Raw genomic sequence first — 23,145 nt, 5'->3', positions numbered from 1 at the left:
TAAAAGGCGAAGCTGATGCACCTGATCGTTCCCGCCCTCGCGATCCTGTCCACCTTGGCGGCCATCCTCTGGTCGTCGAGCCTGCCATTGTGGCTGGGCGTGCGGGTCTATTCCGAACAGGTGCTGATCGTGGTGCTGGCCGCGTCTATGGCGATTGCCTTTCTGACGCGGCCCTCCCGTCTTCTCTGGCTCGACCGGACTGCGGCACTCGCTTCTGTCCTTCTGGGCCTCTACCTCGTGATCCGCTTTCCCGTGCTGTCGGAGAACGTCTTTTACCACCCGACCGAGGCGCTTACCGTCGCGCTCATCATGCTTGTTCTGCTGCTAGAGGCGGTCCGGCGCACGATGGGCTGGGCGCTGATCGTGATCCTGGGCACAGTCGCCTTTTATGCGCTGTTTGCTGACCAGCTCACCGGCCCATTGCAAAGCCGTGCGATCCGCTGGGACCGGTTGGCCACTTTCCTCGTCCTCGACAGCGCGGCCCTGGCTGGTGCCGCTCTCTACATCGCCGTCGCGGTGGTTGTTCCATTCCTCATCCTCGCGCAGCTTCTGATCGTGAGCGGTGGATCGGCGTTCTTTTCCGACCTCTCCATCGCGCTCACGGGCCGGTCGCGGGGCGGGGCGGGCAAGATCGCCATCGTCGGCTCCGCGCTTTTCGGCTCGGTTTCGGGCAGTGCGGTGTCGAACGTGGCCTCTACCGGATCCATCACCATCCCCTTGATGAAAGACGGCGGTTACCGCCCCAAAACCGCTGGTGCTCTGGAGGCGTCGGCCTCCACCGGCGGGCAGCTCATGCCCCCGATCATGGGCGCCTCGGCCTTTCTTTTGGCCGAGAACCTTCAGGTCCCTTATTCCGAGGTGATGCTGGCCGCCCTTGTGCCGTCGATCCTTTACTATCTCAGCCTTTTTGTCTTTGCCGACCTCGAAGCGGGCCGCCTGAACATCGCCCAGGTTGATGAGGCGCGCATTCCCCGGCTGGGCCCTGTTCTCAGGCGGGGCTGGTTCGTCATCGCGCCCTTTGTGGTCCTTTTGGGTGGGCTCTTCCTCTTTAATCTGCGTCCGGAAACGGCGGCTCTCTATGCCGTTCTCACGCTCTTCCTTCTGTCCCTCATCCGCACTTACGAAGGCGGGCGGATCGAGGCGCGCGCGCTTATCGACGTGTTGATCCGCACCGGTCGCGCCGCGGTGGAGATCGTGCTGATCTGCGCGATCGCCGGTATGATCATCGGATTGTTCGCCCGGTCCGGCCTGTCGTTCGGCATGGGCTTTTTCCTGGTGCAGCTGGGTCAAAGCAGCCTGATCCTGCTGCTGATCGTCACCGCCTGCGTTTGCATCCTGATGGGTATGGGTCTGCCCACCGTGGGTGTTTACCTGCTTCTTTCGACGCTTGCGGCCCCGCCGCTCGTCGAGCTGGGCCTCAATCCCATGGCCGCGCATCTCTTCGTTCTTTACTTCGGCATGCTCTCCATGCTCACTCCGCCCGTGGCCATCGCCGCCTTTGTTGCGGCCAACATGGCCAAGGCGCCGCCCATGGCCACGGGGTTCGAAGCGGTCCGAATCGCATGGCCCGCTTTTGTGGTTCCATTCCTCTTTGTTGCATCCCCGCCTTTGCTTCTTTCGGGTGACGCTGCGGAAATTCTCGTCGCTGTGATCAGTTGTGGGGTCGGCGTTTTTGCCATCACCGCAGCCGTTGTGGGCTTTCTCGGGGCCCGGCTTTCGGTGGTGCAACGTGTCATCATCGCCGCCGGAGGAATTGCCATGATTTGGCCAGATGGTGCGGACTTCGCGCTTGTCATCAAGTTGGTGGGCGCAATCCTTGTATCCATCGTCGTTTTCATGCGCCGCCAAAATACCGTTCGCCTGCCCGAATGAGGCGCTGAGATGGCCAAATTCTGGTAAAACGATTCGCCTCAAACGGCAGAACTGTGACAATTTTTTGCAGGCCCGGGTGTGAAGTTAATGCTTGCGTTTTTAAGCAATTTGCTGCCTATCCTCTCTTACTGCGGCGGATTGGCGCCCAATCCGGAACAATAAAACAGCTGCCTTTCAACTGGTTCCGGTTCGGCGCCCTGAAGTCGAAGACAAATACAGTTTGGTTCGGAAACATTCTGTTTCCTCGAAAAAAGCCAAATTTGAATAAACGACTGCTAAACTTGGAAGTGGCTGAAGTGTGGCGAGTTTGTGATGCCCACGCAGCGCCGGCAAACCGACCATTGGAAGGGGTTCGGTTTACGCCGTTGAAGAGTGAGTGTCCGGCGGAGTGGATGACCCGCCGGATTGGTAACGAGGACTGGCCCGGCGCGCTCAAACTTAAAATTTGAGTCAAGAGCGCCTGATTGATTGCTGTGGGGGGCAATGATGAAGGACTACCTTTATGACGACCGTGAGGTCGCTCTTTTGGGCACTTTCGTGCCAGCGTCCGGTATTCTGTCCGCTGGTACGTTCGCGGGATCCAGCCCGGCGCGGGCCGAGCTGTCCCCGCGTGGGCCGTATCGCCAATGGGGAAAGCGTGCGCTGGACATCCTGCTTGTCCTGCTCACGCTTCCTCTGTCTTTGCCCGTCATCCTTGGCTGCGCGCTGATCCTCTGGGTGCAGGAGGGGCGTCCGTTTTACCGCCAAGATCGTCTTGGCGAAAATGGTGAAACCTTCTCGATCCTGAAACTGCGCACCATGGTTGTCGATGCCGATCGTCGGCTCGAAGCTTATCTGGCCGAAAATCCGGACATGCGCGCGGAATGGGACGCAACTCAAAAGCTGAAGAACGACCCGCGCGTGACGATGACCGGTCGTTTCCTGCGCGCCACATCGCTGGATGAGTTGCCGCAGCTTTGGAACGTGCTGATGGGCGATATGAGCCTGGTCGGTCCGCGGCCGATGATGCCGGATCAGCTTTCGCTTTACGGCGATGCGCGGCCTTACTTTGCCATGAAGCCTGGTATCACGGGTATCTGGCAGGTCTCGGCGCGGAATGAGAACCGCTTCGACTACCGGGCAACGGTCGACGCACGCTACTTCCTCAGCCTGTCGCTGGCCAAGGACGTGGGCATTTTGTTCAAGACGGTCGGCGTGGTGTTGCGCCGGACGGGGTACTGAGACTGGGGGGCAGTGGTGATCATTTTCTAGGGACTTCGGGCGCGGGAACCGACATTCGGTTCATCAAATGGTAACGCGCACAGGACCAATAAGTGAATGTGATCATGTGTAAAAGGTAACGGTGTTATGAAGGACAGTTACGGGCTGAGTGCATTCACGGATGCCGATAAGACACTGCATAATGACGATTTTCTTGCCATGCGCCGGATGAAGCACCAGCGCAATAAGCCATCTCCCAGATCCCAGCTGGTTAACGGAGATGCCGAGAGTGTTCTGGCCGAGACCGGAGAGATCCCCGTGCGCGCGCCACAGCCGGCTCAGCAGCCCGTGCGCCAGCGCCGGTCGATGTCCATCTTCGGCCACGGGATCGGCGCGCCGTCGCTGGCGCGTCAGGTCGTGGATCCGCTGAACGCGGAATGGGACGGCTTGCCGCTGATGACCGGCGGATTGCGCGGACAGGTCCTGTCGGATCTGCCGCTCGTAAGCCTGCATCGCGACAGCGCCGTCGCGAAATCCTTCGATCTGCTGCGCACCCGTCTGATGCAGACGTTGAAGGCAAATGGTTGGAACCGCATCGCCATCGCATCCCCGACACCGGGCTGCGGCGCGACGTTCACGGCCGTCAACCTCGCACTCAGCCTGTCGCGTGTTCCGGCCAGCCGGACCGTTTTGATGGATCTCAACCAACGGGCGCCCGGCGTTGCAAAAGCGCTGGATATCGGCACGTCAGGTCCGATGCACCAATTCTTGTCGGGTGAGGTGGCGATGGAGGATCATCTGATCCGCGCCACCGAGACGCTGGCCCTTGGTCTGAACGGTGCCCCGTCCGAAGATGCCGCAGAAATCCTGCACGACCCGGCGACCGGGGATCTCTTGGGCGATATGATCGCCTCCCTCCGGCCGGATGTCGTGCTTTACGATATGCCGGCGGTTCTGGCACATGATGACCTCGCCGCGTTCCTGCCGCATGTCGACGGTGTTCTCCTCGTCTCCGACGGAGAGCAGACAACCGCCAAGCATTTGGCCGAATGCGAACGGATCCTGGAAGGGCAGACCCAGCTTCTGGGCGTCATCCTGAACCGCGCCCGCGCATCCAGCATCGAACGCTACGACGCTTAACCGCATCCCACCGCTTTGTCATAGTTTCGCCCGGTTGTTATAGTTAAACTGCCGGGCGTCGTCACGTTGACGGCACGCGCAGAGCAGACACAGCGCCAGAACGCGCTCGGGGAGCCGCCAAATGGGGCCAATCTATTCGCTGGATGATTTTCTGGACCTGGTGCGCCGTCGCATCGGGCTGATTGTCTTTGTGACACTTCTGGGATGTATCGCATCGCTTTACAGTGCCTGGTCGCAAGAGCATCGGTATCAATCCTCCGAAGTGATCCAGATCGCGCGTCCGCAGATCGCCAACGAACTGGCCCCATCGACGGTCGCTGGCTCTTCAGCGCGCCGGTTGCAGCTTATCCAGCAGCAATTGATGACGCGGGGGACAATCCTTGAAGTGATCGAGACCTATAACCTCTTTGCCGACCAGCCCGATCTGACCGTGGGCGAAAAGGTGGTGTTGCTGCGTGAGGCCGTCCGGATCGAAGGGGTGGCCGCCGCGCGCGAAGGGTTCACCGATGACGGCACGATCTCGGTTCTGACGATCACCGCTGAAATGGGCACACCGGAAGACGCCCAGGCCATCGCGTCGGAATTCGCGCAACGTACCATCGCGTTGAGCGTGCAATCCCGCATCGACCAGGCCCAGGCCACCCTGGCGTTCTTTCTGCGGCAGGAGCAGAACCTGATCGACGACATCGCAGCGCTGGAAGACGAAATCACCGAGTTTCGCAACAGCAACGAACTCTACATTCCCGGCACGCTCGAACTTCGTCAGACGGAGGTTGCGACCATAAACGAGGCGATCCTCGAGATTGACCGCGAGAAGATCTCGATCCAGCGTCAATTGGACCAGGTGGACCGCAACGCGCGTCAAAGCACCGTGGATCGCCAGGTTGCGGCCTTCAATGCGCAATTGGCCAGCCTGGATGAGCAGCGGATCCTGTTGGCGCAGAAGGTGCGCGAACTGACAGCCGCCATGGAAACCTCGCCCGAGATCGAACGGCAACTGGCCGATTTCGACCGGGACCTCGAGCAGTTGCAGAACCAGCTTGATGTCATTTCCACCCGACGCACCGAAGCGGAGGTCGGGTTCCGCCTGGAACAGCAGCGGCAGGCCGAGACGCTGAACGTGATCGAACCGGCGGCCCTGCCGGACTATCCCATCACGCCAAGCCGCAAGAGAAGCGCCCTGATCGGCGCCTTTGCGAGCGTTGTCGTTGCGTTCGTCATCGCCTTCCTTCTGGATCTGCGTAAACCGGTGATCCGCACGGCAGCACAGATGAAACGGGAAACCGGGCTTCTGCCCGTTGTTTCGGTCCCGTATCTCGACACCTCGCGCAAAAAACGAAGCAGCTTTTTTGCACGCCGCCGCCGTCGCAGTTAGCCGCTAGAGAGCGCCAAGCGCATTCACGCTGTCCCAATGCATCCAAAGAGCGGCTGATCCGAAGAGCATGGCAATCACCGCAAAGATGGCATCATGCGCGCCGTCCCAGGCGCCATGATGGCGCGCCAGCCAGATCAGAACCGGGTGGACCAGGGCCATGGACACACCTAGCGCAATCAAGGCACCAAGCAGGCCGAACGTTGAGATCCCAAGAAGAAGCAGGCCCACCTGAATGACGGCACGGCTTCCTGAAAAGACAAAGAAGCGGCGGGAATCGCCCGCGGCAAGGGCCGCCTGATCATAGGACATGCCAATCACCTGTGGGACGAGCGCCAGGCACAAAACGACGATCATGGCGCCGGCCTGCACGTACCGGTCGTCATAGAGAACCTCGACAAGCCACGGACCGGCAAAGGCCATCACGATCAAAAGGCTCAGAACGCCCGTGGTCAGCGCATATCGCATCTTGCGCAGCTTCGCGGCATTTTCCGACGAGGCCGAGGGCGGCTTCTCGCGGTAGATGGGGATCAGCACCTTCTGGGTGACCGCATGGCCCAGCAGCAAAGGAAAGCTGGCCAGAAAATAGCCGATATTGTAGATGCCCAACGTCTCTAGCGACAGGAACTTGCCCAGGATCGCCTTGTCCCCTTGAGAACTAACGAACCAAAAGGCGGTGCTGAGGAATATCCACTTTCCAAACCGGATCAACTCCCGCGCGGCTGTGCGCTCCCAACGGAACCGGTTCGACGGGCCGGGCAGGAACAGGTGGGTCAAGACCAGCTTGGCCGCCGCCTGCAGGACGCCGCCAATCACAAGCGCCGCAACCGATTGCATCAGCCACGCCAGCACGACCATCGCGGCAATTCCGATTACCTGGCTCAGCAGATCGAGCGCCGTGAGCCTGCCGACGGCCAGATGACGATGTGCGGTTTCGATCCGTGTGGGATTAAAGCCCGCAATAGCCAGCGAAATGCCCGCGATAGGCAGGTAAAGCGCCAGCTGCGGCTCCTCGTAAAAGATCGAAACGGGCCAGGCGAGCAGGGCGGCAAAGCCCCAAAGCGCAAAGCCCCGTACGACCTGAATGGTCCAGGCCGTGTTCAGGAAATCAGGATCATCGCCACGCTTGTTCTGAGAGATGGCCGGCCCGATCCCCACATCCGAAAAAAGGGTCAAACCGACGGTGACCACCATGATCAACGCCATCAGCCCGAACGCCTCGGGAAACAGGAGCCGTGTGAGGATCAGGTTCGATGCCAGGCGCAGGGCCTGTGACGTGCCATAGCCAATGATCAGCCACGATGCGCTGCGCAGCACACGGGCCATCAGCCCGGTCCCCTGAAACATGGCCGTACGGCTCATCGTCCGCGGGCCCAACGATCCGAGGTCCGGAAAAGCGGTGATTTTACCGCAAGGGCGACGGTTGCGTAGACCGCAAATCCCAACGGATCCCGGACCAGCCGTCCGATCAGCCCCGTGGCGGACGGGGCGGGCGTATCATCATGGGCCACGAGCGCCGGATAGGTTCGCGCAATCTGCTCCACACCCGCATTTTGCCGCCGGCGGACCCGAACGAGCGACCGGAACCCTTCGATCATCGGCCAGCTATAGGTGGCGCGCACGCGCACCCGCTCCTCTGGCAAGGCCTGCAGACGGGCGAATGTGTCGTCCGAGATAATGTCGGGCCAATGCCCCCAACGCTGCCGCATCTCGCGGTTCATGGCGAATATCCCGAACCCCGGAACACCCTCCGTGACAAAGGGCAAGGTCGTCCAGAACCCGGCATATCTCCGCGTGACCCAGCTTTGCGCAGCAGAAATACGCGGCGTTCCACTCGCATAGCGCGGGCCGTCGACCCGCAGCGCTGCGCAAAGTTGCGCGACAAGGTCCGGGCTGACGATGACATCGGCATCAAGATAAATGCGCAAAGCATGCTCTGCCTCTGCATCGCCCAGGTTGAGGGCGTTCAGCTTGCCGGCTTCTTCGGTTTCGATCACCGTGACCTTGTTTTGCCCGATATCTGAAAAGCTGCGCGCGATTTTGGCCGTTGCGTCGCTGCAGGCATTGGCCACGACAATCACGTCAAGTCTGACGTGCCGCGAGGCCAGCAAGGCCTCAAGACAGGACCCGATATAGTCGGCCTCGTCATGGGCGGGCAGGATGACGCTTGCCCGGGTTGTGGACTGCGCCCGCAACGGGTCAGGCTGCATCTGCATTTGCATCTACTCCGCCCCGACCAGGGCATCCCAGCGGGGATTGCGGTCCTCCAGGTGGCGCAAACCGCCCCAACTGCCCCATTTCGTCGGCGCATAGACATCGACATAGGCGGTGAACATCTGCCCGCCGATCTCGTCCCAGCCGTCCAGAAGACGCTGGTAAAGCGCGCCCATCTCCGCGCTGTAGTTGAAGGCCGTAAAGAAGGGCGTCAGCGCCGGATCATCCACCAAAGCGCCCAGGCCCACGACATGGGTGCCGCCTTCATACATGATGAGATCCAGATCCTGCGCCGCGGCGACCTTCGCGTGATAGGGCCATGTGGTCGCGATCAGGTCGCTGACCGTGTCCGACACATTGCCTGTCACTTCCCCGTTCATCAACTCCGCACCCGCCAGGCCAAAGGCCTGATCAAAGGCGTGCCGGTCAAGAAAGGCTTGCCGGTCCGCGCCTTCCAACCCTTCGGCGGTGGCCCGGGCCGCGGCTGCCTGGCGACTGTCCTCGATCCAGCCCCGCACCATCGGAGCCCGTTCGTCGGTTCCCAGGATGCCACCGAAATAGCCGGTGATCGCATAGGCGTCGAAATACGCCACCGGTGCCTTTGGCTGATCGACCCAAAGTGGCGCGGTGAAGGCCAGCTCCTCCAACCCCGGCCAGCCGGTCTGGCTGGAAATGACATTGACGAGGCGCGTATCGGCCTCCGCTCCGAAAACGTCGCTCCAGATCTGCGCGACCTGCGCGGCGCGCATCCCGTAAAATTGCATCCCGGCATCCTTGGCTTGCCAAAGCGCATTGGCCTGCGCATCGGCCCAGCGGGTCTGTTCGAACTGCCAGTTCCAGACCTCGTTGGAGTATTCCACATAGGCCGTCCGCCCAGGCTCCAACGCATCGCGCACCAGCGCGGCGAAGGCCCGGATATAGGCGTCATCAGCGCGATGCGGCATGTTGAACCAGGCATCGACATCGGCCTCGTTTGCCAGCTCAACCAGGATTTCCGCCGGCACGCCGGTTCTGGCCCAGGTATAGTCCTGTGGCTTCGGGCGATCTGCCCATGTCTCCTGTTGGGAATTGTTGGTGTCCATCCAGTCCATGAACCGCATGGCTCCGAACGGCTCCAGCCGGGACAGCCATTCGGGATTGAACACAGCGCCCTGATCGAACGCATCAACCTGATCCTCACGCACCACGGTGATGTTGCGCACGTGATCGTTCTGGCGCGCCCGGTCCGTGCGCTGGATGCGGATCTCGACCGGGCCGTCGCCCGGCGTGAAGTCAAATGCGACCCGGTTCCGCCCATACCGCACATTGGCGGCCCGTCCGGTCACTTCCACGATACCGTTGCCTTCGAAGCGAAGCAGATAGCGTCCCTCGAACGCGGTCGCCTCGCTTGGCAGGTCGGTCAGGATCAGCGTTCCGATGGACCCCAGCTCCCGCGGAATGCGGAGGGGCCAGCCGTCGCTGTCAAGATGCCCTCCGGCGGCCAGCGCGGCATGATCGCTTCCGCCCCATTGGCCCGCGACATGGCCGATCCAGGGGCGGGCGGATTTCATGTGATCCAGAAAAGGGGCCTGTGTGCTCCAGTCGGCCACGGTCGAAAGACCGATGGCCATCGGCGCGTGATCACGGGCCTGCGCGGCCAGCCCGATCAGGCTGGCAAAAAGCGCTGCCAAGAGACGCATTTTCATGGTGCCACTCCGGTCTTTGGATAGGTCCTGACCACATCCCAGACAATACGTTGCATCAGCAGCGCCGTTTCGGCCTCGGGCGCATTGGCCGGGGTGCCATCGGCACGCCTCAACTGATGCGGAAGACCAATGGGCGAGCGGTGGTAGAGAACCGCATAATGGGTCAGCGCCACGAGATATGCGCCAAGATCGTTAATATGGATCGGATCCAGCTCGCCCTCGGGCGTGCGGGCGAAAAGGTCCTCGCGGGTTTTGATATTTCCCACGCCGCCGCGCTCTTCGATCCTGCGCACGAAGCGTGCGAAAACCTGACCTGCCGGAATGACGTAGATGGGCCGATCCGGCCCGGCCCGACCCAAATCGGCGAAGAGAAGCTTGCCTTCCCAATAGCGTTTCAGATCCAGATCCAGCCGGTTGAGCCATCCTTCGGGGTCGGTCAGCTCATGCCAGGTTTCATAAAGATAGACGCGTGTGCCGGGGGCGGCATCCCGTGCAAGCTGCGCCCAGCGGTGCAGGTATTCCGCGCTGTCGAAATAGCGGATCGCATCGCGGATCTCGACCATCTCTGTCAGAATGACCGCATCGTAGTCGCCTGACCCAACCGCTTCGCGGGCATCGCGATAGCGGTCATGCGCGTTTTCGACGTCAAAGCCGTTCACGGGAATATCCGGGTCCCAATGCTGTTTGAGCGGGCTGCCCCATCCCAACTGGCTTTCGTATCCGTGCCCGGACCCTGAAAGCTGGGCCAGCATTGCCGGCATGTCGCGCCCGACCAGGCTGTGGCCCAGATGGAACACCCGCAGCGGCCCCTCCGGCGCGGCAAGCGGCGTGCCATAGGCGCGTGCGATGGTGTCGTCGTCCGGCCCGCGCGGCTTTCCCCAGACCCAATAGGCCACACCGCCGATCAGACCGATTGCAACAAGAACGAGGGCCAGCCGGATCATCGTCACATCACGCTTCCAGATGCAGAAGGGTCATGATCAGCCCATCGGCCAGATCATAGCGACCGGACAGGCGGGTCCCGGTCCGAAACGGGGGGATATCGGTCCGAAAGCGGGCAGAGAAATCCTTTGCGTTCAATGCGATATCGACCCGATCAAACCCGAACACGGCCTGGCTGATCGGATACTGGCATTTGTAAACGGCCTCTTTGGCGCTGAAAATGATCTTGGCAAGGTGCCCCTGCTGCGCTTCGGGCTGGCTACGCAGCCAGGTCCGCTCGGTCTCTGTGCAGATCACGGGCCATAATGCCTTTTCAAGGGGGCTGTCTTCCTCGATGTCGATCCCGATGCTGCGGTAATCCGATCTCAGCGCAAGCGCCGCGACGCAGGCCTTTTTCGTGTGGCTGATGCTGCCCACCAAGCCGTCCGGCCAGATCGGCGCGCGATCGGCTCCTTGCGGGATGGGCGTGCTTGCATACCCAAAAGGGGCCATCGCCGCCCGCGCGGCCCGTCGGCCCGCGGCGAATTCGCGTTGACGGGCCTCGACCATGCGGGCGGTGTCACGGTTTTCGGACGGCAGCAGCCCGTCAGCCGGCGCGCGTGGATCCGACATCACCACGCTGATCCGGCTGCCCGCAAGCGCTTTCAGACAGGCCTCCCGATCTGCAATGCTCACATTCATGCGCTGCGGGCTCCGCGATTGGCCCGCATGGCGCGGCGCTTTGACATGGTCTCCGCGCGGGCCGGGGCTGCCACTTCGGGCGCGGGTTCTGCCTGCGCGGCCCCGTTGCCGAGATGCGCAGCCAGACCGCCCAGCGTTGGAAAGCGGAAGATATCCGTGATCGACAACTGGCTCAGCCCCAGATCGGCCTTGATCTCCCGATGGGCCTGAACGGCCAGCAAGGAATGGCCTCCAAGGGCAAAGAAGTTGTCTTCCGCGCGGATATCGCCCACGCCCAGGATCCTTGACCAGATGGCTGCGATGTCCTGCTCCAGCCCTGCCTTCGGCGGCGCCGTCGGAATGGTGCGGGCAGGGGCGCGTTTCAGCTCTGGATCGGGCAGGGCCTTGCGGTCGATCTTCTTGTTGGGTGTCAGCGGGAAGGTGTCGAGCGTGACGATATGTGCTGGCACCATCACTTCCGGCAGGCGGGCGGCCAGCTGGGTGCGCATCGCGTCCTCGTCCACATCAGCGGAGGCTGTCACATACCCGACCAGCCGCGTATCGCCATTCACTTCTTTCGCGATCACAACGGCTTGGGTGACGGTCTTAAAGTCCGCCATGGCGGCCTCGATCTCGCCAAGCTCGATCCTCTGGCCCCGGATCTTGACCTGATGGTCTGTCCGGCCGAGGAAATCCAGCCGTCCCTCCGCGTCCCAGCGAACCAGATCCCCCGTGCCATAGAGGCGCCCCGGACCAAACGGGTTCTCGACAAACCGCTCCGCCGTCAGTTCCGCGCGCTGCCAATAGCCCCGCGTGACACCGTCGCCGCCGATAAAAAGCTCGCCCGGCACGCCGATCGGCACCGGATTGCTTTGCGGATCAAGGACATAGACCTGTGTGTTGGCAATCGGTGTACCGACCGAAACGGTGGCCTCCGGTTCCGCGCCAACCGCCTCGACCGTGGACCAGATCGTCGTTTCCGTCGGCCCGTACATGTTCAGCACCTGCGCGCGGGTGCAGCGTCGCAGATCGGTGACCAGATCCCCCGGCAAAGCCTCTCCGCCCAGAAGAACGTGCTTCACCCCGCTCAAGGCAAGGCGGGCATCGTCGTTCATCGCGATCATGCGGCCCATCGACGGCGTACATTGCAGGTGGCTGACCCTGTGCCGCACCATCTGCGCGGCGATGGAGACATCTTCGTCATCCAGTTCCGCAGGCGCATTCACCGCTTCCAGCACCTTGGCCAGCGGTTCCAGACCCTCCAGCACCACATCCGGCGCGATGCCGTAGTCGATCAGGCAAGCGACCTCGGTCACGCCGATGCGGCGCACCTCTTCGGCGCGGGCCACCGCGTCCTCGACGGTGCCGAAAAGACCGGACTCTTCGAAATAGCGCTCAAAGGCGAAATCGAGGATGGCTTCCATCTCGTCCTCGCCCAGGCTGCCCAGGTCGACATCGAACGGGTTCGTGGCGCCTTCGGGCCGTTTGAAGGCCGGAAAGGCCCAGGCATATTGTTTGATCAGCCCTGCCGCACTGCGCAGGTAATCCTTCATCGGCTCCCGCGCGATGTCGCGAGCGGTCTCTCGCGTTTCGGCGAGATAGGTATGAAGCATCAGCGTGACCTGGAAATCCTCCGGGTCATGACCCGCTTCGCGCAAAGCCTCGTGATAGATGGCGATCTTCTCGCCCACCTCGGCCACGCTCTGGCCCAGCAGGTGGGTCAGGACGTTGGCCCCGATCCGCCCCGCCTCGCGCCAGGTTTCCGGGTTGCCTGCGGTGGTGACCCAAACGGGCAAGTCCTTGGACACCGGACGCGGCTGGGTGATGACCTCGTGCATCTCCCCCGATTGCGTGGGAAAGCCCACCGCCTCACCGCGCCAGAGCTTGCGCAAGGTCTCGATGGCCTCGAACATCGCGGGCTTGTTGGCGGGCGGCGTGTTTTCGGGCCGCAGAATGAAATCATCCGGCTGCCAGCCCGACGCGATGGCCAGCCCCGCGCGTCCGTTGGTGAGGTTGTCGATCACCGACCATTCCTCGGCAATCCGCGCAGGGTGGTGCAGGGGGGCCACGCAACTGCCCGCCCTGACGCTGAGGTTCTGCGTGACCGCAGCCACCGCCGCGCCGGTGACCGACGGGTTGGGGTAGGGGCCGCCGAAGGCGTGGAAATGCCGCTCCGGCGTCCAGACCGCGTTGAACCCATGCGCATCGGCGAATTTCGCGCCTTCCAGCAGCAATTCGTATTTCTTGGGCCCCGCGCCGTCATCGTTACCCCAGTAGAAGAGGTTGAAGTTCAGAGGCTTGCCGCCCATCCTGATCGGCCCGTTCGACACGACGGCGCGGTTCTCGTCCGAACTCAGCACCACCTTGAAGCCGCGTGCGAGCGTGTAGAACAGTTCCAGCACCGAGATATCGAAGGCCAGGCTGGTGACCGCCAGCCATGTATCGCCCGGCCCGTGCGGCACGCGGGCATCCATGCCAGCGAAGAAGTTGGCGACATTGCGATGCTCGACCATCACGCCCTTGGGCAGGCCGGTGGACCCGGACGTATAGATCAGATAGGCAAGATCCTCCGGCCCCGCAGTGCCCCCGTGCGTCGTGGCAGGTGCCGCGTCGAGCCGCGCGTCGCTGTCCAGTACCAACCGCGCGGCGTCCGTCGCGGGCAGCACCGCCTCCTGCGCGCTTGCGGTGACGATGACTTGCGCCGCGCTGTCTTTCACGTAATGCGCCAGACGGTCTGCGGGGTAGGCCGGGTCAAGCGGGACATAAGCGCCGCCGGCCTTGAGGATCCCCAGCGCGCCTGCCACCAGATCGGTGGAGCGGGCCAGACTCAGGCCCACATGCGCGCCCGCGCCCACGCCCATGTCCCGCAACACATGCGCGATGCGATTGGCGCGCGCGTCCAGCTCGGCATAGCTCAGCGTATCATGTTCGCAAACCAGCGCGGTGGCCTCGGGCGTCCGCGCCACTTGCGCTTCGAAAGCGGCGTGTATCGTTTGCGTGGCGTCGTAGGCCGCATCGGTTTGGTTGAAGGCCTCCAGAAGTCGCGTGCGCTCCGTCTCCGGCAGGTGCGGGATCGCGTCAGGCGTCTCTGTCGTGTCCGGCGCCCCGGCAAGATGTCCGGCAATCAGAGAGAGGCGGTCGGCGAGCAGGACGACCGCCTCTCTTGTCAGCCGCGTGCTGTCGTAATGCAGTGTCGCGGTGTCTGTGTCCATCGTTGCCGTGATCGCGGTGCCCCGGATCGGGGCCGGGCCGATGCCAAATCCGGGCGTGGCGCTTTGCGTGATCGCGGGGTCCCGCAAGCCCAGATCCGCCACGAAACCACCCGTCGCCTCGGCCTTCGCGCGCGTTTGTTCCACACGTTCGGCGATCTCGGCCAGCGTGTCGCCTGACCGGGCCAGTTGCAGCGGCACCCAGGGTGACATGTAGCCCGGCAGATCCGCCGCCACCTGCGCCACGGCTTGCGAGGCATAAGCGACGTCGCCGTGCTCCTCTCCGCTGCTCAGCAAGGCCCAAAGGGCCGCGGCCATCATCGCCTGATCTGGTGTGAGCGTGGGGAGCACGGCCGCATGGCTCTCCCAGTGCGGCGCTTCGCCCGCCTTGCGCGCGAGCGGGCAAGGCAGCGGGTGCAGCGTCTGCATGCGTTTGCGCCAGAATGCCTTTCCCGGTGCGGACCGATGGATCGCGTCGTTCAGCGCGGCAGCGGAGGTTTTGCCGGCAAGCACCTGGCCGGACGAGACGAACGTGGCCAAATCGACAGCACCTCCGGCCAGATCGCTCATCCGGTTCAGCGTGATGGGTGCCGTGCCCGTGGCCACCGTCACGCTCTCCTTCGTCACGTTCAGTACCGTGCCCGGTGCTGCATCTGTTGCAGGGGCTTCGATGGTGACGGACCGCGCGCTCAGAATGGCGCCGTCCAACTCGACCTTGGGCAGGCCCAGCGGGTTCCAGTATTCGCCGAAATCCAGCCCCCGGACCAAAGCCGCGATCTCGTCGGCCGATTTGGTAAAGTCGATCCGTCCCGCCGCATCCGGTCGGTCCGCCAGGGCCCGATAGCTGCGCTGGCTCAGATCCTGCTTTTGCCGCCTCAGCGCGCCGCTTTCCAATTGCTCCAGCACCTCGCTGAAGCTTTCCAGACCCGCGCCATAGCACTTCGAATTGAGCGAAAAGGCCGTATCCTCCGGCACGATCTCAAAGAGCCTTTGAGCGAGGATATCCCCCTCGTCGATGCCGCCCTCGATCAGGTGCCAGGTCACACCGTGCTCCGTCTCGCCGGCCATCCGCGCCCAGGCGGGCGTGTTCAGACCCGCATAGCGGGGCAATGGACCATCGTGAAAGTTGATGGCCCCCTTCGTTGCATGCGCCAAAGCCGTTTCCGGGATCACCCGCAGATTGGCGATGCTGAAAAGCCAGTCGACCTGCTCCGGCAGCCCGTCAAAACCGCCGCTCACCGGCAGGCCTTTGGTCTTGGCCCACCGCGTGATCTCGGCGTTGCGGGTGATCACCGTGCGGATGGCGTGCCCACGCTCCAGCATCGTGTCACAGCAGCCGATCAGAAGGGATTCGTCGCCGATCACGGCGCAGGAGAAAGCGGTCATGGTCTGTCCTCGGTCGCGGGGTGCAGCGTTCTGGCGGTCTTTTTCAGGGGCTTGGGCGCGCGCAGCGCATGCGCGATCAGATCGCGCAGAAACCGGTCGGGATCGGCCTGTGGTTTGCCGCTTACCGCGCGGCGCACCTCCCAGATCGCTTGCCCGGCAATCCGGGCCAATGTCGCGGCGGCCGCATAAAAGGCCCCGTGATTTTTAACGAAATAGTAGCGTCGGGAAGCAAACCAGTAGTCCGGCGTGCGCGCCCAGGTTTTCATACCGGTCGAGACCGATCCGATATGCACCACGCGGCTTTGCGGCAGATAGTCGGTCCGCCAGCCTGCCTTTGCGGCCCGTCGGCAGAGATCGGTTTCCTCGTAATAAAGAAAGAATGTCTCATCAAAGAGCCCGATCCGGTCCAGCATCTCCCGCCGCATCATCATCGACGCGCCCGCCAGCCAGTCAACCGCCGTCACCTCGGTCGGGATCGGCAAGGGCACAATCGCATTGGCCAAAAGGCGAGAGATCACGCCGGTGCGGGCCGCCCCTTCGAATTCCCCGGCAATCGAGGGGAAGCGGAAGAGGGTGATATGCGGTGCATCATCCTCGCCGCGCACATGGCTGCCGGCGATGCCTACGCCGGGATTGCGGCGCATATGATCAAGCAGCGCGGGAATGGCGCCCCGATCCGGCCAGGCGTCCGAGTTGAGAATATAGATGAAATCCGGCGCCGCGCCTGAGGAGAGGCCCAGCCGCATGCCCACATTGTTGCCCGCGCCAAAGCCGCCATTGCGCCCCGATTGTACCACGCGCACCCGGCCACCTTCCGTCCAGCCACGCGCCTCAGCCGCCTGCGCCATCGTCTCGAAACTGCCGTCCTGGCTGTCATTGTCGACAAGGACCAGTTCGGCATCTAGGCCCTCCATATCCGCAAGCGCGGCCTCGGCGGCTTTCAGCGACATCTCTGGCGTACGCCAGTTCAGAACGATGGTGAGAAGGGTTGCACTCATCTCCGCTACTCCGCCGCCGTTGCGCGGGGCCAGGCCGCGCTGCGGTCCGCATCGGCGAAGATCGCGTTCAGATGTCCGGCCAGCACGCTCACATTGGGCACCAAGACCATGCTGTCATGATCCCCCGGCACTTCGATGACCGAAACGCCCGGCACGAAGCGCGTCCAGTCATTATCTTCATAGACAAACTCGCGGTCGCGGTTGACCCATTGACCGCTGGACACGCGCCAATGCTTCTCCAGCGGTGGGCGGAAAAGATGCAGGGGGCCGTCCCAGGGCCGCACTTCGTAATGCGCAATCGCGTCATAGAACGCCGCTTCGATCTTGTCGTTGTTGAAGGCGGCATTGTCCGATACGGGCCCAACCTGACCGGCCCGTTTCGCCCGTTCCCAGGCCGCCCGGTTCCGCGCCCATTCGACCAGATAGGCCGGTCCCTTCTGACGCATCTCCTGCGCTTTTATCAGAGCCTTATCGCGTACTCCTAATGTCGGACGCTGGGGCAGGGGCGTGTCGAGCATGATGACCGCGCCAATCTCTTCGCCCGCGTCCTGCAATTGCCGCGCAATTTCAAAGGCCGTGATCCCGCCGCCCGAGAAACCGCCGACCAGATAAGGCCCCTTCGGCTGCACCTGCCGCATCTCCGCGATGTAGTCGCGGGCCGCGTCTTCCATCCGGCGATGTGGCTCATCGTTCCCGATCAGCCCGCGGGCCTGCAGGCCATAGACAGGCCGTTCGCCGCCCGTCAGCAGCGCCAGATGGCGCAGGTTGAGCACATTTCCGAACATGCCGGCCACGATGAAGAACGGCGTTCCGCCGCCGGGTTCGCCCTGATGCAGCGGCACGATATGGGTAAAGCTGGGCTTGGCCTCTGCCGGGGCTGCGTCCCCAGACGGTGCGACATCGCCCACACGTTCCGCAATCAGCGCGGCACAGGTTTCGATCGTGGGGGCTTCGAACAGGACGGAGATCGGGAATTGAACGTCATACGTCTTTTTGATCATTGCAAAAAGACGCACCGCGATCAGCGAATGCCCGCCCAAGTCGAAAAAGCTGTCCTTCACGCCGACCTGATCCACGCCCAACAGGTTCTGCCAGAATCCGGCCAGCGTGTCCTCGATGGCCGTGCGCGGTGCCACATAGTCGCTGTCGAGGTCGGGCCGCTCAAAGCTTTGTCCGCCGTCGGCCTTCGGCGCCGCGCTTGCCGCCGTCTGCGCGATCAGGTCCGGCAGCGGCAGGGAGGAGACCACCATCTGCGGCAGCCCGCTGGCCAGGGCGGCGGTCAGCGCCTTTGGTCCATCCTCCGGTCGGATCCCTTGCGAGATCGTGTGCAGCAATCGCTCCTCATCCGCCGATAGCGGCGCCTGCGGTTGTCCGCTGGCATCCTCCACCCGGATATCGGCCGGGTCTATCGCGCTCTGCGCCGCAAAGCCCGCGCTTGTGTCGAGCCGTTTCATCTGGAAATCGCGGATCTCGACGATTACCTCACCTGCGCGGTCGCAGAGCGTGACATCGAAGGACACAAACCCTTCCGCGCCGGGTGTGATCCGCGCCCAGCTCAGGATATCCGCCGGCAACGCGCGGAACACGCGGATGCTGCGGTAAGAGACAGGCACCCACAGATGCGCGCCCTGATAGCCGTCGATCAGGGGCATCGCCCAGCCGGTGGCGATGTCCAGAAGGCCGGGATGCAGGCGATAGGCTGCGTCGGTGTCGCGATAGGCCTCGGGTAGGGCCAGATGCGCCAACCCTTCGCCATCGCCCAAAGCCGTGGAGTGCAGCACGTGCCAGCGCGCCCCAAAGTTCAGATGCGCCTCCTGCGGAGAGCGCAGACGCTCTGCCGTGGTCCCGCTTGCTGTCTTCGGGCAGCGTTTCGCGATGGCGCCGGGGTCGATATGGCCGGGCTTGAGGCCCAGCGACAGCCGGGCAAGTTGCGCCTGCGCATTCAGAACCGTACCCGTGCGCCCATCGGCAGAGGCATCACTGCGCACGTCCAGCGCGGCGCCGCCCGCCTCGCGCACAAGGCTCAGCGTTACCTCGCGCGTGCCTTTGTCGCTGATATCCAGCGGACGGAAGAAGAAGAGGTCCTTGATCTCAAAGGGTTCTCCGGGATGATCCGCCTCCCACGCCTGCGCGGCCAGCTCAATGAACCCGGTGCCGGGCAACAGCGCATCGCCCGCCTTGGTGCGGTGCTCGTCAAAGACCCAGGCGTTCGGACCGAAGGTCGACTGAAAGCGCCGGTTCCCCTCGGCGTCGAAGCCCGCTTGATCCAGCAAAGGCTGATCGCAAGGCGTCATCGGGTCTGGTTCAATCTCGCCGGTGCGCCGTGCCATGGCGTCGGCAGCCATGCCCACGTCGGACCAGACACCCCAATTCACCGCCATGACCCGCGTTTCGCCGCCTGCGCGGGCCTCCGCATACGCGTTGAGATACGCATTCGCTGCGACATAGTCGATCTGGCCTGCAGGCGTGGTCGCGGTGGAGGAGGACGAGAAAAGCACCATCACATCCAGCGCGCCATCCGGGAACAGGCTGTCGAGCACACGAAGACCGGTGATCTTGGGCGCAAAGACGGCCTCCACCTCCGACGGCGATTTCGCCAGAAGCGGCCCGTCATTGATATGGCCTGCCGCGTGGATCACGCCGGTGATCGGGCCAAAGCGTTTCATGGCCTCGGCGACGGCGCTTTGCATCTGGTCGAGATGGCAGACATCGGCCTCCGCCACCATCACCTCGCCACCCAGGGCCTCCAGCGTTTGAACGGCGCGGATCCGGGCAGAGGTTGCGTCGCTGCGGCTGTGGCGGCGCAGGTGATCGTCCCACTCCGCACGCTCGGGAAGGGCGGAGCGGGAGAGCAGGATGATCCTGGCACCGTGATCGCGGATCAGGTCTGCGGCGACGGTCTGGCCGATCCCGCCAAAGCCACCGGTGATCAGATAGGTCCCGCCGTCGCGCCAGACCGGTTTTTCCGTTTCGTCCGAAATCGCGTACGATTTGTACGTCTTTTCGTACCGTCTGTCCCCGCGGAGCGCAGCGGCGCGGTTGCCGGGCTCCGCCAGCAGATCCTCCAGAAGCGGCGTGGTCAGCGTGTCGGGCGCGACCTCCGTCTTGGCAAAAAGACCGGCCAGACCGCTGGGGCGTTCGGGTGGCTGGGGGAGCTGAATGTCCAGGGTCGCGCAGGTCACGCCCGGCAATTCGCGCGGGATGACGCCGGCAGGTCCGGCGAGGGTGGCCTTCTCGGGGTAAGGCAGCGCTTCGCCGCGCACGCGTGCCGCACCGTTTGTGATGGCGATCAGATGACGCGGTGTCCCGTCTTCTGCATCGGCGAGGGCCTGAGCCAGGTGCATCAGGCTGTAAAATCCATGCTCCATATTGCGGGTGAAAAAGCTGCTGCCGGGGCGGAAGGTTTCTGCGTCAGTGACCAGCCAGAAATGGGCGATCCGGGTGGGCAGGCGGTCCGCCTCGGTCACGGCCGCGATCAGCGCATCATAGCCTGCGCGCCCCTGTTCGGGGGCGATTTGGAACGCGTTTTCACCGAGTTGCGCAAAACTGTCCCCGGCAGTGACGGTAACCACGCTTTGGCCCGCCGCGCGCAGACGGTCGATGACCGGGGCGGCGATGCCGGCCTGATCAGAGAAGATCAGCCATGTTTGCGCGTCCGCCCGCTCCAACTCCGTCTCTACGTCCAGATCGCAGGGCGCAAAGCGGGGTGTCCAGCGGGGCGCGTATCCCCATTCGGCGATATCGTCGTTGCGCATCAATGCAGGCGTAGGGGCCGCCGCGGCCTCGCCCGGTTCGATGAAATAGCGGCTGCGCTGAAAGGCGTAGGTGGGCAAGGGGACGCGGTTGCGGCGCGCTTCACCCCAGATCTGGGCCCAGTCAGCCTCCACCCCCGTTGCCCAAAGCCGCCCGATCACGCTGAGGAAATAGGCGTCGTCGGCCATCTCCTGATCCGGATGACGAAGCGAGCTGAGCACTTGTCCCGGCTCGACCACATCGCTCATTTGTGCCAACGAACTCAATGCTTTACCGGGGCCGACCTCCAGGTAAACGCGCCCCTTCGTCTTGGCGAGGGTTGTGATGCAATCCGCAAAAAGCACCGTCCGGCGGAGTTGCTCGGTCCAGTAATCGGGGCTTGTGGCCTGCGCGTCGGTGATGGGCTGGCCAGTGCGGTTCGACAGGAATGGGATCTGCGGCGATTGCAGATCAAGTTTGGCGAGGAACCCTCTGAATTCATCCAGGATCGGATCGAGCATGCGCGAATGGGCCGCGATGTCGATGGGCACGCGCTGATGCTCGATACCCTTGGCGGTGAGATCCGCCGCCAGACGGTCCAGCGCCTCTTGCGGACCTGAGACCGCGCCAAGCTGTGGGGCATTCACGCTGGCGATATCGAGGTCGGCGCCAATCAGGGGGCGCAGATCATCGATGGCCATGGACACCGACAGCATGCCGCCTGCCGGCACCGTGTCGAAAAGCCGTCCGCGCAGCAGGACAAGGTCGATGCAGTCCTCGAACGTCATCACGCCGGCAAGGCAGGCGGCTGTGTTCTCGCCCATGGAATGACCAACCAGCGCCGCGGGCCGCACGCCCCAGCTTTGCCAAAGCTGGGCCAGCGCGTATTCCACGATCATGATCAGCGGAAGCTGCACCGAAGGCTGTTTCAGCGTCTCGGCGGCAGCCGCCTCGGCCCCCGGTTCGGGCAGCCAGAGGGTGCGGATGTTATAGTCAAGCTGTGGGTCGAGGTGGTCGAGCCCGCGGTCCATCCATTCGGCAAAGACCGGTTCGGTCTCGTAAAGATCGCGCGCCATGTTGGGATATTGCGCGCCGCCGCCGGGGAACATGAACACGACCTCGGGCGCGTCGCCCAGATGGTCGTGGGTAAAAACGCGGCGAGGGTCACCCTGGTCGAGCAGATCGGCGGCTTCCTCGGGGGTCTCGGCCACGACAATGCGCCGTTTTTCAAAGGCTTTTCGCCCGTTCTTCAACGTATATGAGACATCGGCCAGCGATAGATCCGGATGCGCGCGCAGATGCGTGGCCAGCGCCTTGGAGTTGGCGTCCAAAGCCGCTTTGGACCGGCCGGAGAGGCAGAGGACATGGAAGGGCCAGTCGGCTTCCTCAGACGGCTGCGCTTGTGGTGCCTGTTCCAAAATCGCATGCGCGTTGGTGCCGCCCACGCCCAACGCGTTCACGGCGGCGCGACGCGGGCCCTTGTGAGAGGTCCAGTCGCTCAGCGCCGCATTCACGCGGAAAGGGCTTGCGTCAAAGTCGATCGCGGGGTTCGGCGCCTCGTAATTCAGGCTGGGCGGGATCTGCCCGTGTTTCAGTGCCAGCGTCGTCTTGATCAGCCCCGCGACCCCGGCGGCGGTGTCGAGATGGCCGATATTGGTCTTGACCGAGCCGATCTTGCAGAACCCGCTGTCCCCGGTCTGGCTGCGATAGGCATCCGTCAGCGCCGAAACCTCGATAGGATCGCCCAGATAGGTGCCGGTACCATGGCATTCAACGTAGTCAATCGTGTCGGCGGGCGTACCCGCATCCGTCAACGCGGCCCGGATCGCCGCCGATTGACCGTCCACTGACGGTGCCAGATAGCCGGCCTTGGCCGCACCGTCGTTGTTGACGGCAGAGCCTTTGAGCACGGCATAGATGTGGTCGCCATCGGCCAACGCATCCTCCAGCCGCCGCAGCACCACCGTGCCGGAGCCGGAGCCAAAGACGGTACCCTGCGCGCGGTGATCGAAGGCGTGGCAATGTCCGTCGGGCGACAGGATCTCGTTTTCCTTGAACATATAGCCGCGGCCTTGCGGCAACTCGATGGTAACACCTCCGGCGAGGGCCGCGTCGCATTCGCCGTCCCGCAAGGCGCGGGCGGCGTAGTGGATGGCGACCAGTGAGGTGGAGCAGGCGGTCTGCAGGTTGATCGAGGGGCCGTTGAGGTCGAACACATGGCTCACACGGGTGGACAGAAAATCCTTGTCGTTGCCGGTATGGCGCAACAGGAACATGCCCACATCGTCCACCAGATCGGGGTTGGAGCAGATGTTGAAATAGAAATAGCTGCCCATGCCGCAGCCCGCATAAACGCCGATCCGGCCTTTCAGGCTGTCGGGCGTGTGGCCCGCATCTTCAAGCGCGGTCCAGGCTGTTTCCAGAAACTTGCGGTGCTGGGGGTCGAGGATCGCGGCCTCTTTCGGGCTGAAACCGAAAAATTCGGCATCAAAGGTCTCATACCCGTCCAGAAGTGCGGCCGCAGGGACGTAGTTCTTGTGATGGATCAGGTCGGGGCGCTCTCCGGCCTCCAGCAGCGCGGCATCATCCAGGCGCGTGATGGATTCCACGCCCCCCTTGAGGTTGTCCCAGAATTCCGCGGGCGATTGCGCGCCGGGCACGGTCAGCGCCATGCCGACGATGGCGATGTCTGAACGGCTTGTTTCAGTCATTTGGCAAATGCCTCACCCAGATAA

The 23,145-nt window shown here is 63.3% G+C and carries 12 protein-coding genes; 4 read left to right on the top strand and 8 right to left on the bottom strand.

The genetic code is table 11. From position 1 onward, the window contains the following. The first annotated feature begins 15 nt into the window (after window positions 1–15). The 4 genes from CFI11_RS12245 to CFI11_RS12230 all read left to right on the top strand — a co-directional run bounded on the left by CFI11_RS12245 (window position 16) and on the right by CFI11_RS12230 (window position 5,587). Complete coding sequence (locus tag CFI11_RS12245) at window positions 16–1,872, top strand: TRAP transporter fused permease subunit (protein WP_130406316.1); 1,857 nt, start codon at window positions 16–18, stop codon at window positions 1,870–1,872. Window positions 1,873–2,358: 486 nt separating this feature from the next. Continuing rightward, on the top strand, window positions 2,359–3,093 hold the full coding sequence (locus tag CFI11_RS12240) for a sugar transferase (protein WP_130406314.1): 735 nt from the start codon (window positions 2,359–2,361) through the stop codon (window positions 3,091–3,093). Between the two features lie 126 nt (window positions 3,094–3,219). Continuing rightward, on the top strand, window positions 3,220–4,212 hold the full coding sequence (locus CFI11_RS12235; RefSeq protein ID WP_130406312.1) for a CpsD/CapB family tyrosine-protein kinase: 993 nt from the start codon (window positions 3,220–3,222) through the stop codon (window positions 4,210–4,212). Between the two features lie 121 nt (window positions 4,213–4,333). Next, window positions 4,334–5,587: a DUF874 domain-containing protein gene (locus CFI11_RS12230; protein WP_130406310.1), complete on the top strand. Its 1,254-nt coding sequence runs from the start codon at window positions 4,334–4,336 to the stop codon at window positions 5,585–5,587. Window positions 5,588–5,590: 3 nt separating this feature from the next. Here CFI11_RS12230 and CFI11_RS12225 read toward each other — a convergent pair whose 3' ends face one another. From CFI11_RS12225 to CFI11_RS12195, 8 genes are read right to left on the bottom strand one after another with little or no spacing between them, the layout of a single operon-like run. Continuing rightward, entirely contained in the window at window positions 5,591–6,946 is a 1,356-nt protein-coding gene (locus CFI11_RS12225) for an oligosaccharide flippase family protein (RefSeq protein WP_254448909.1), read from the bottom strand. Continuing rightward, window positions 6,943–7,806: a glycosyltransferase gene (locus CFI11_RS12220; protein WP_254448908.1), complete on the bottom strand. Its 864-nt coding sequence runs from the start codon at window positions 7,804–7,806 to the stop codon at window positions 6,943–6,945. Before CFI11_RS12220 ends, CFI11_RS12225 begins: the two co-directional genes overlap by 4 nt. Continuing rightward, window positions 7,807–9,483: a hypothetical protein gene (locus CFI11_RS12215; RefSeq protein ID WP_174843503.1), complete on the bottom strand. Its 1,677-nt coding sequence runs from the start codon at window positions 9,481–9,483 to the stop codon at window positions 7,807–7,809. Further along, on the bottom strand, window positions 9,480–10,427 hold the full coding sequence (locus CFI11_RS24450) for a hypothetical protein (protein ID WP_174843502.1): 948 nt from the start codon (window positions 10,425–10,427) through the stop codon (window positions 9,480–9,482). The genes CFI11_RS12215 and CFI11_RS24450 overlap by 4 nt, the downstream gene beginning before the upstream one ends. 7 nt (window positions 10,428–10,434) lie before the next feature. Beyond that, entirely contained in the window at window positions 10,435–11,106 is a 672-nt protein-coding gene (locus CFI11_RS12210) for a 4'-phosphopantetheinyl transferase (protein ID WP_130406308.1), read from the bottom strand. Further along, window positions 11,103–15,680, bottom strand: a complete 4,578-nt coding sequence (locus CFI11_RS12205; protein WP_130406306.1) for a MupA/Atu3671 family FMN-dependent luciferase-like monooxygenase — start codon at window positions 15,678–15,680, stop codon at window positions 11,103–11,105. The genes CFI11_RS12210 and CFI11_RS12205 overlap by 4 nt, the downstream gene beginning before the upstream one ends. Continuing rightward, window positions 15,677–16,678, bottom strand: coding sequence for a glycosyltransferase family 2 protein (locus CFI11_RS12200; protein WP_130406304.1), 1,002 nt, complete (start codon window positions 16,676–16,678; stop codon window positions 15,677–15,679). Before CFI11_RS12200 ends, CFI11_RS12205 begins: the two co-directional genes overlap by 4 nt. 5 nt (window positions 16,679–16,683) lie before the next feature. Further along, window positions 16,684–23,121, bottom strand: coding sequence for a type I polyketide synthase (locus tag CFI11_RS12195; protein ID WP_130406302.1), 6,438 nt, complete (start codon window positions 23,119–23,121; stop codon window positions 16,684–16,686). Window positions 23,122–23,145 lie beyond the last annotated feature (24 nt).

It is taken from the genome of Thalassococcus sp. S3, from assembly GCF_004216475.1.
Taxonomy (GTDB): Bacteria; Pseudomonadota; Alphaproteobacteria; order Rhodobacterales; family Rhodobacteraceae.
This window is presented reverse-complemented; position numbering and strand designations above follow the sequence as displayed.

What these genes read in the sequence shown, in the direction of transcription:
- CFI11_RS12235 (WP_130406312.1), top strand. Translation starts at nt 3,220, where the DNA reads ATGAAGGACAGTTACGGGCTGAGTGCATTCACGGATGCCGATAAGACA.
- CFI11_RS12240 (WP_130406314.1), top strand. Translation starts at nt 2,359, where the DNA reads ATGAAGGACTACCTTTATGACGACCGTGAGGTCGCTCTTTTGGGCACT.
- CFI11_RS12245 (WP_130406316.1), top strand. Translation starts at nt 16, where the DNA reads ATGCACCTGATCGTTCCCGCCCTCGCGATCCTGTCCACCTTGGCGGCC.
- CFI11_RS12200 (WP_130406304.1), bottom strand. Translation starts at nt 16,678, where the DNA reads ATGAGTGCAACCCTTCTCACCATCGTTCTGAACTGGCGTACGCCAGAG.
- CFI11_RS12225 (WP_254448909.1), bottom strand. Translation starts at nt 6,946, where the DNA reads ATGAGCCGTACGGCCATGTTTCAGGGGACCGGGCTGATGGCCCGTGTG.
- CFI11_RS12210 (WP_130406308.1), bottom strand. Translation starts at nt 11,106, where the DNA reads ATGAATGTGAGCATTGCAGATCGGGAGGCCTGTCTGAAAGCGCTTGCG.
- CFI11_RS12195 (WP_130406302.1), bottom strand. Translation starts at nt 23,121, where the DNA reads ATGACTGAAACAAGCCGTTCAGACATCGCCATCGTCGGCATGGCGCTG.
- CFI11_RS24450 (WP_174843502.1), bottom strand. Translation starts at nt 10,427, where the DNA reads ATGATCCGGCTGGCCCTCGTTCTTGTTGCAATCGGTCTGATCGGCGGT.
- CFI11_RS12230 (WP_130406310.1), top strand. Translation starts at nt 4,334, where the DNA reads ATGGGGCCAATCTATTCGCTGGATGATTTTCTGGACCTGGTGCGCCGT.
- CFI11_RS12220 (WP_254448908.1), bottom strand. Translation starts at nt 7,806, where the DNA reads ATGCAAATGCAGATGCAGCCTGACCCGTTGCGGGCGCAGTCCACAACC.
- CFI11_RS12205 (WP_130406306.1), bottom strand. Translation starts at nt 15,680, where the DNA reads ATGACCGCTTTCTCCTGCGCCGTGATCGGCGACGAATCCCTTCTGATC.
- CFI11_RS12215 (WP_174843503.1), bottom strand. Translation starts at nt 9,483, where the DNA reads ATGAAAATGCGTCTCTTGGCAGCGCTTTTTGCCAGCCTGATCGGGCTG.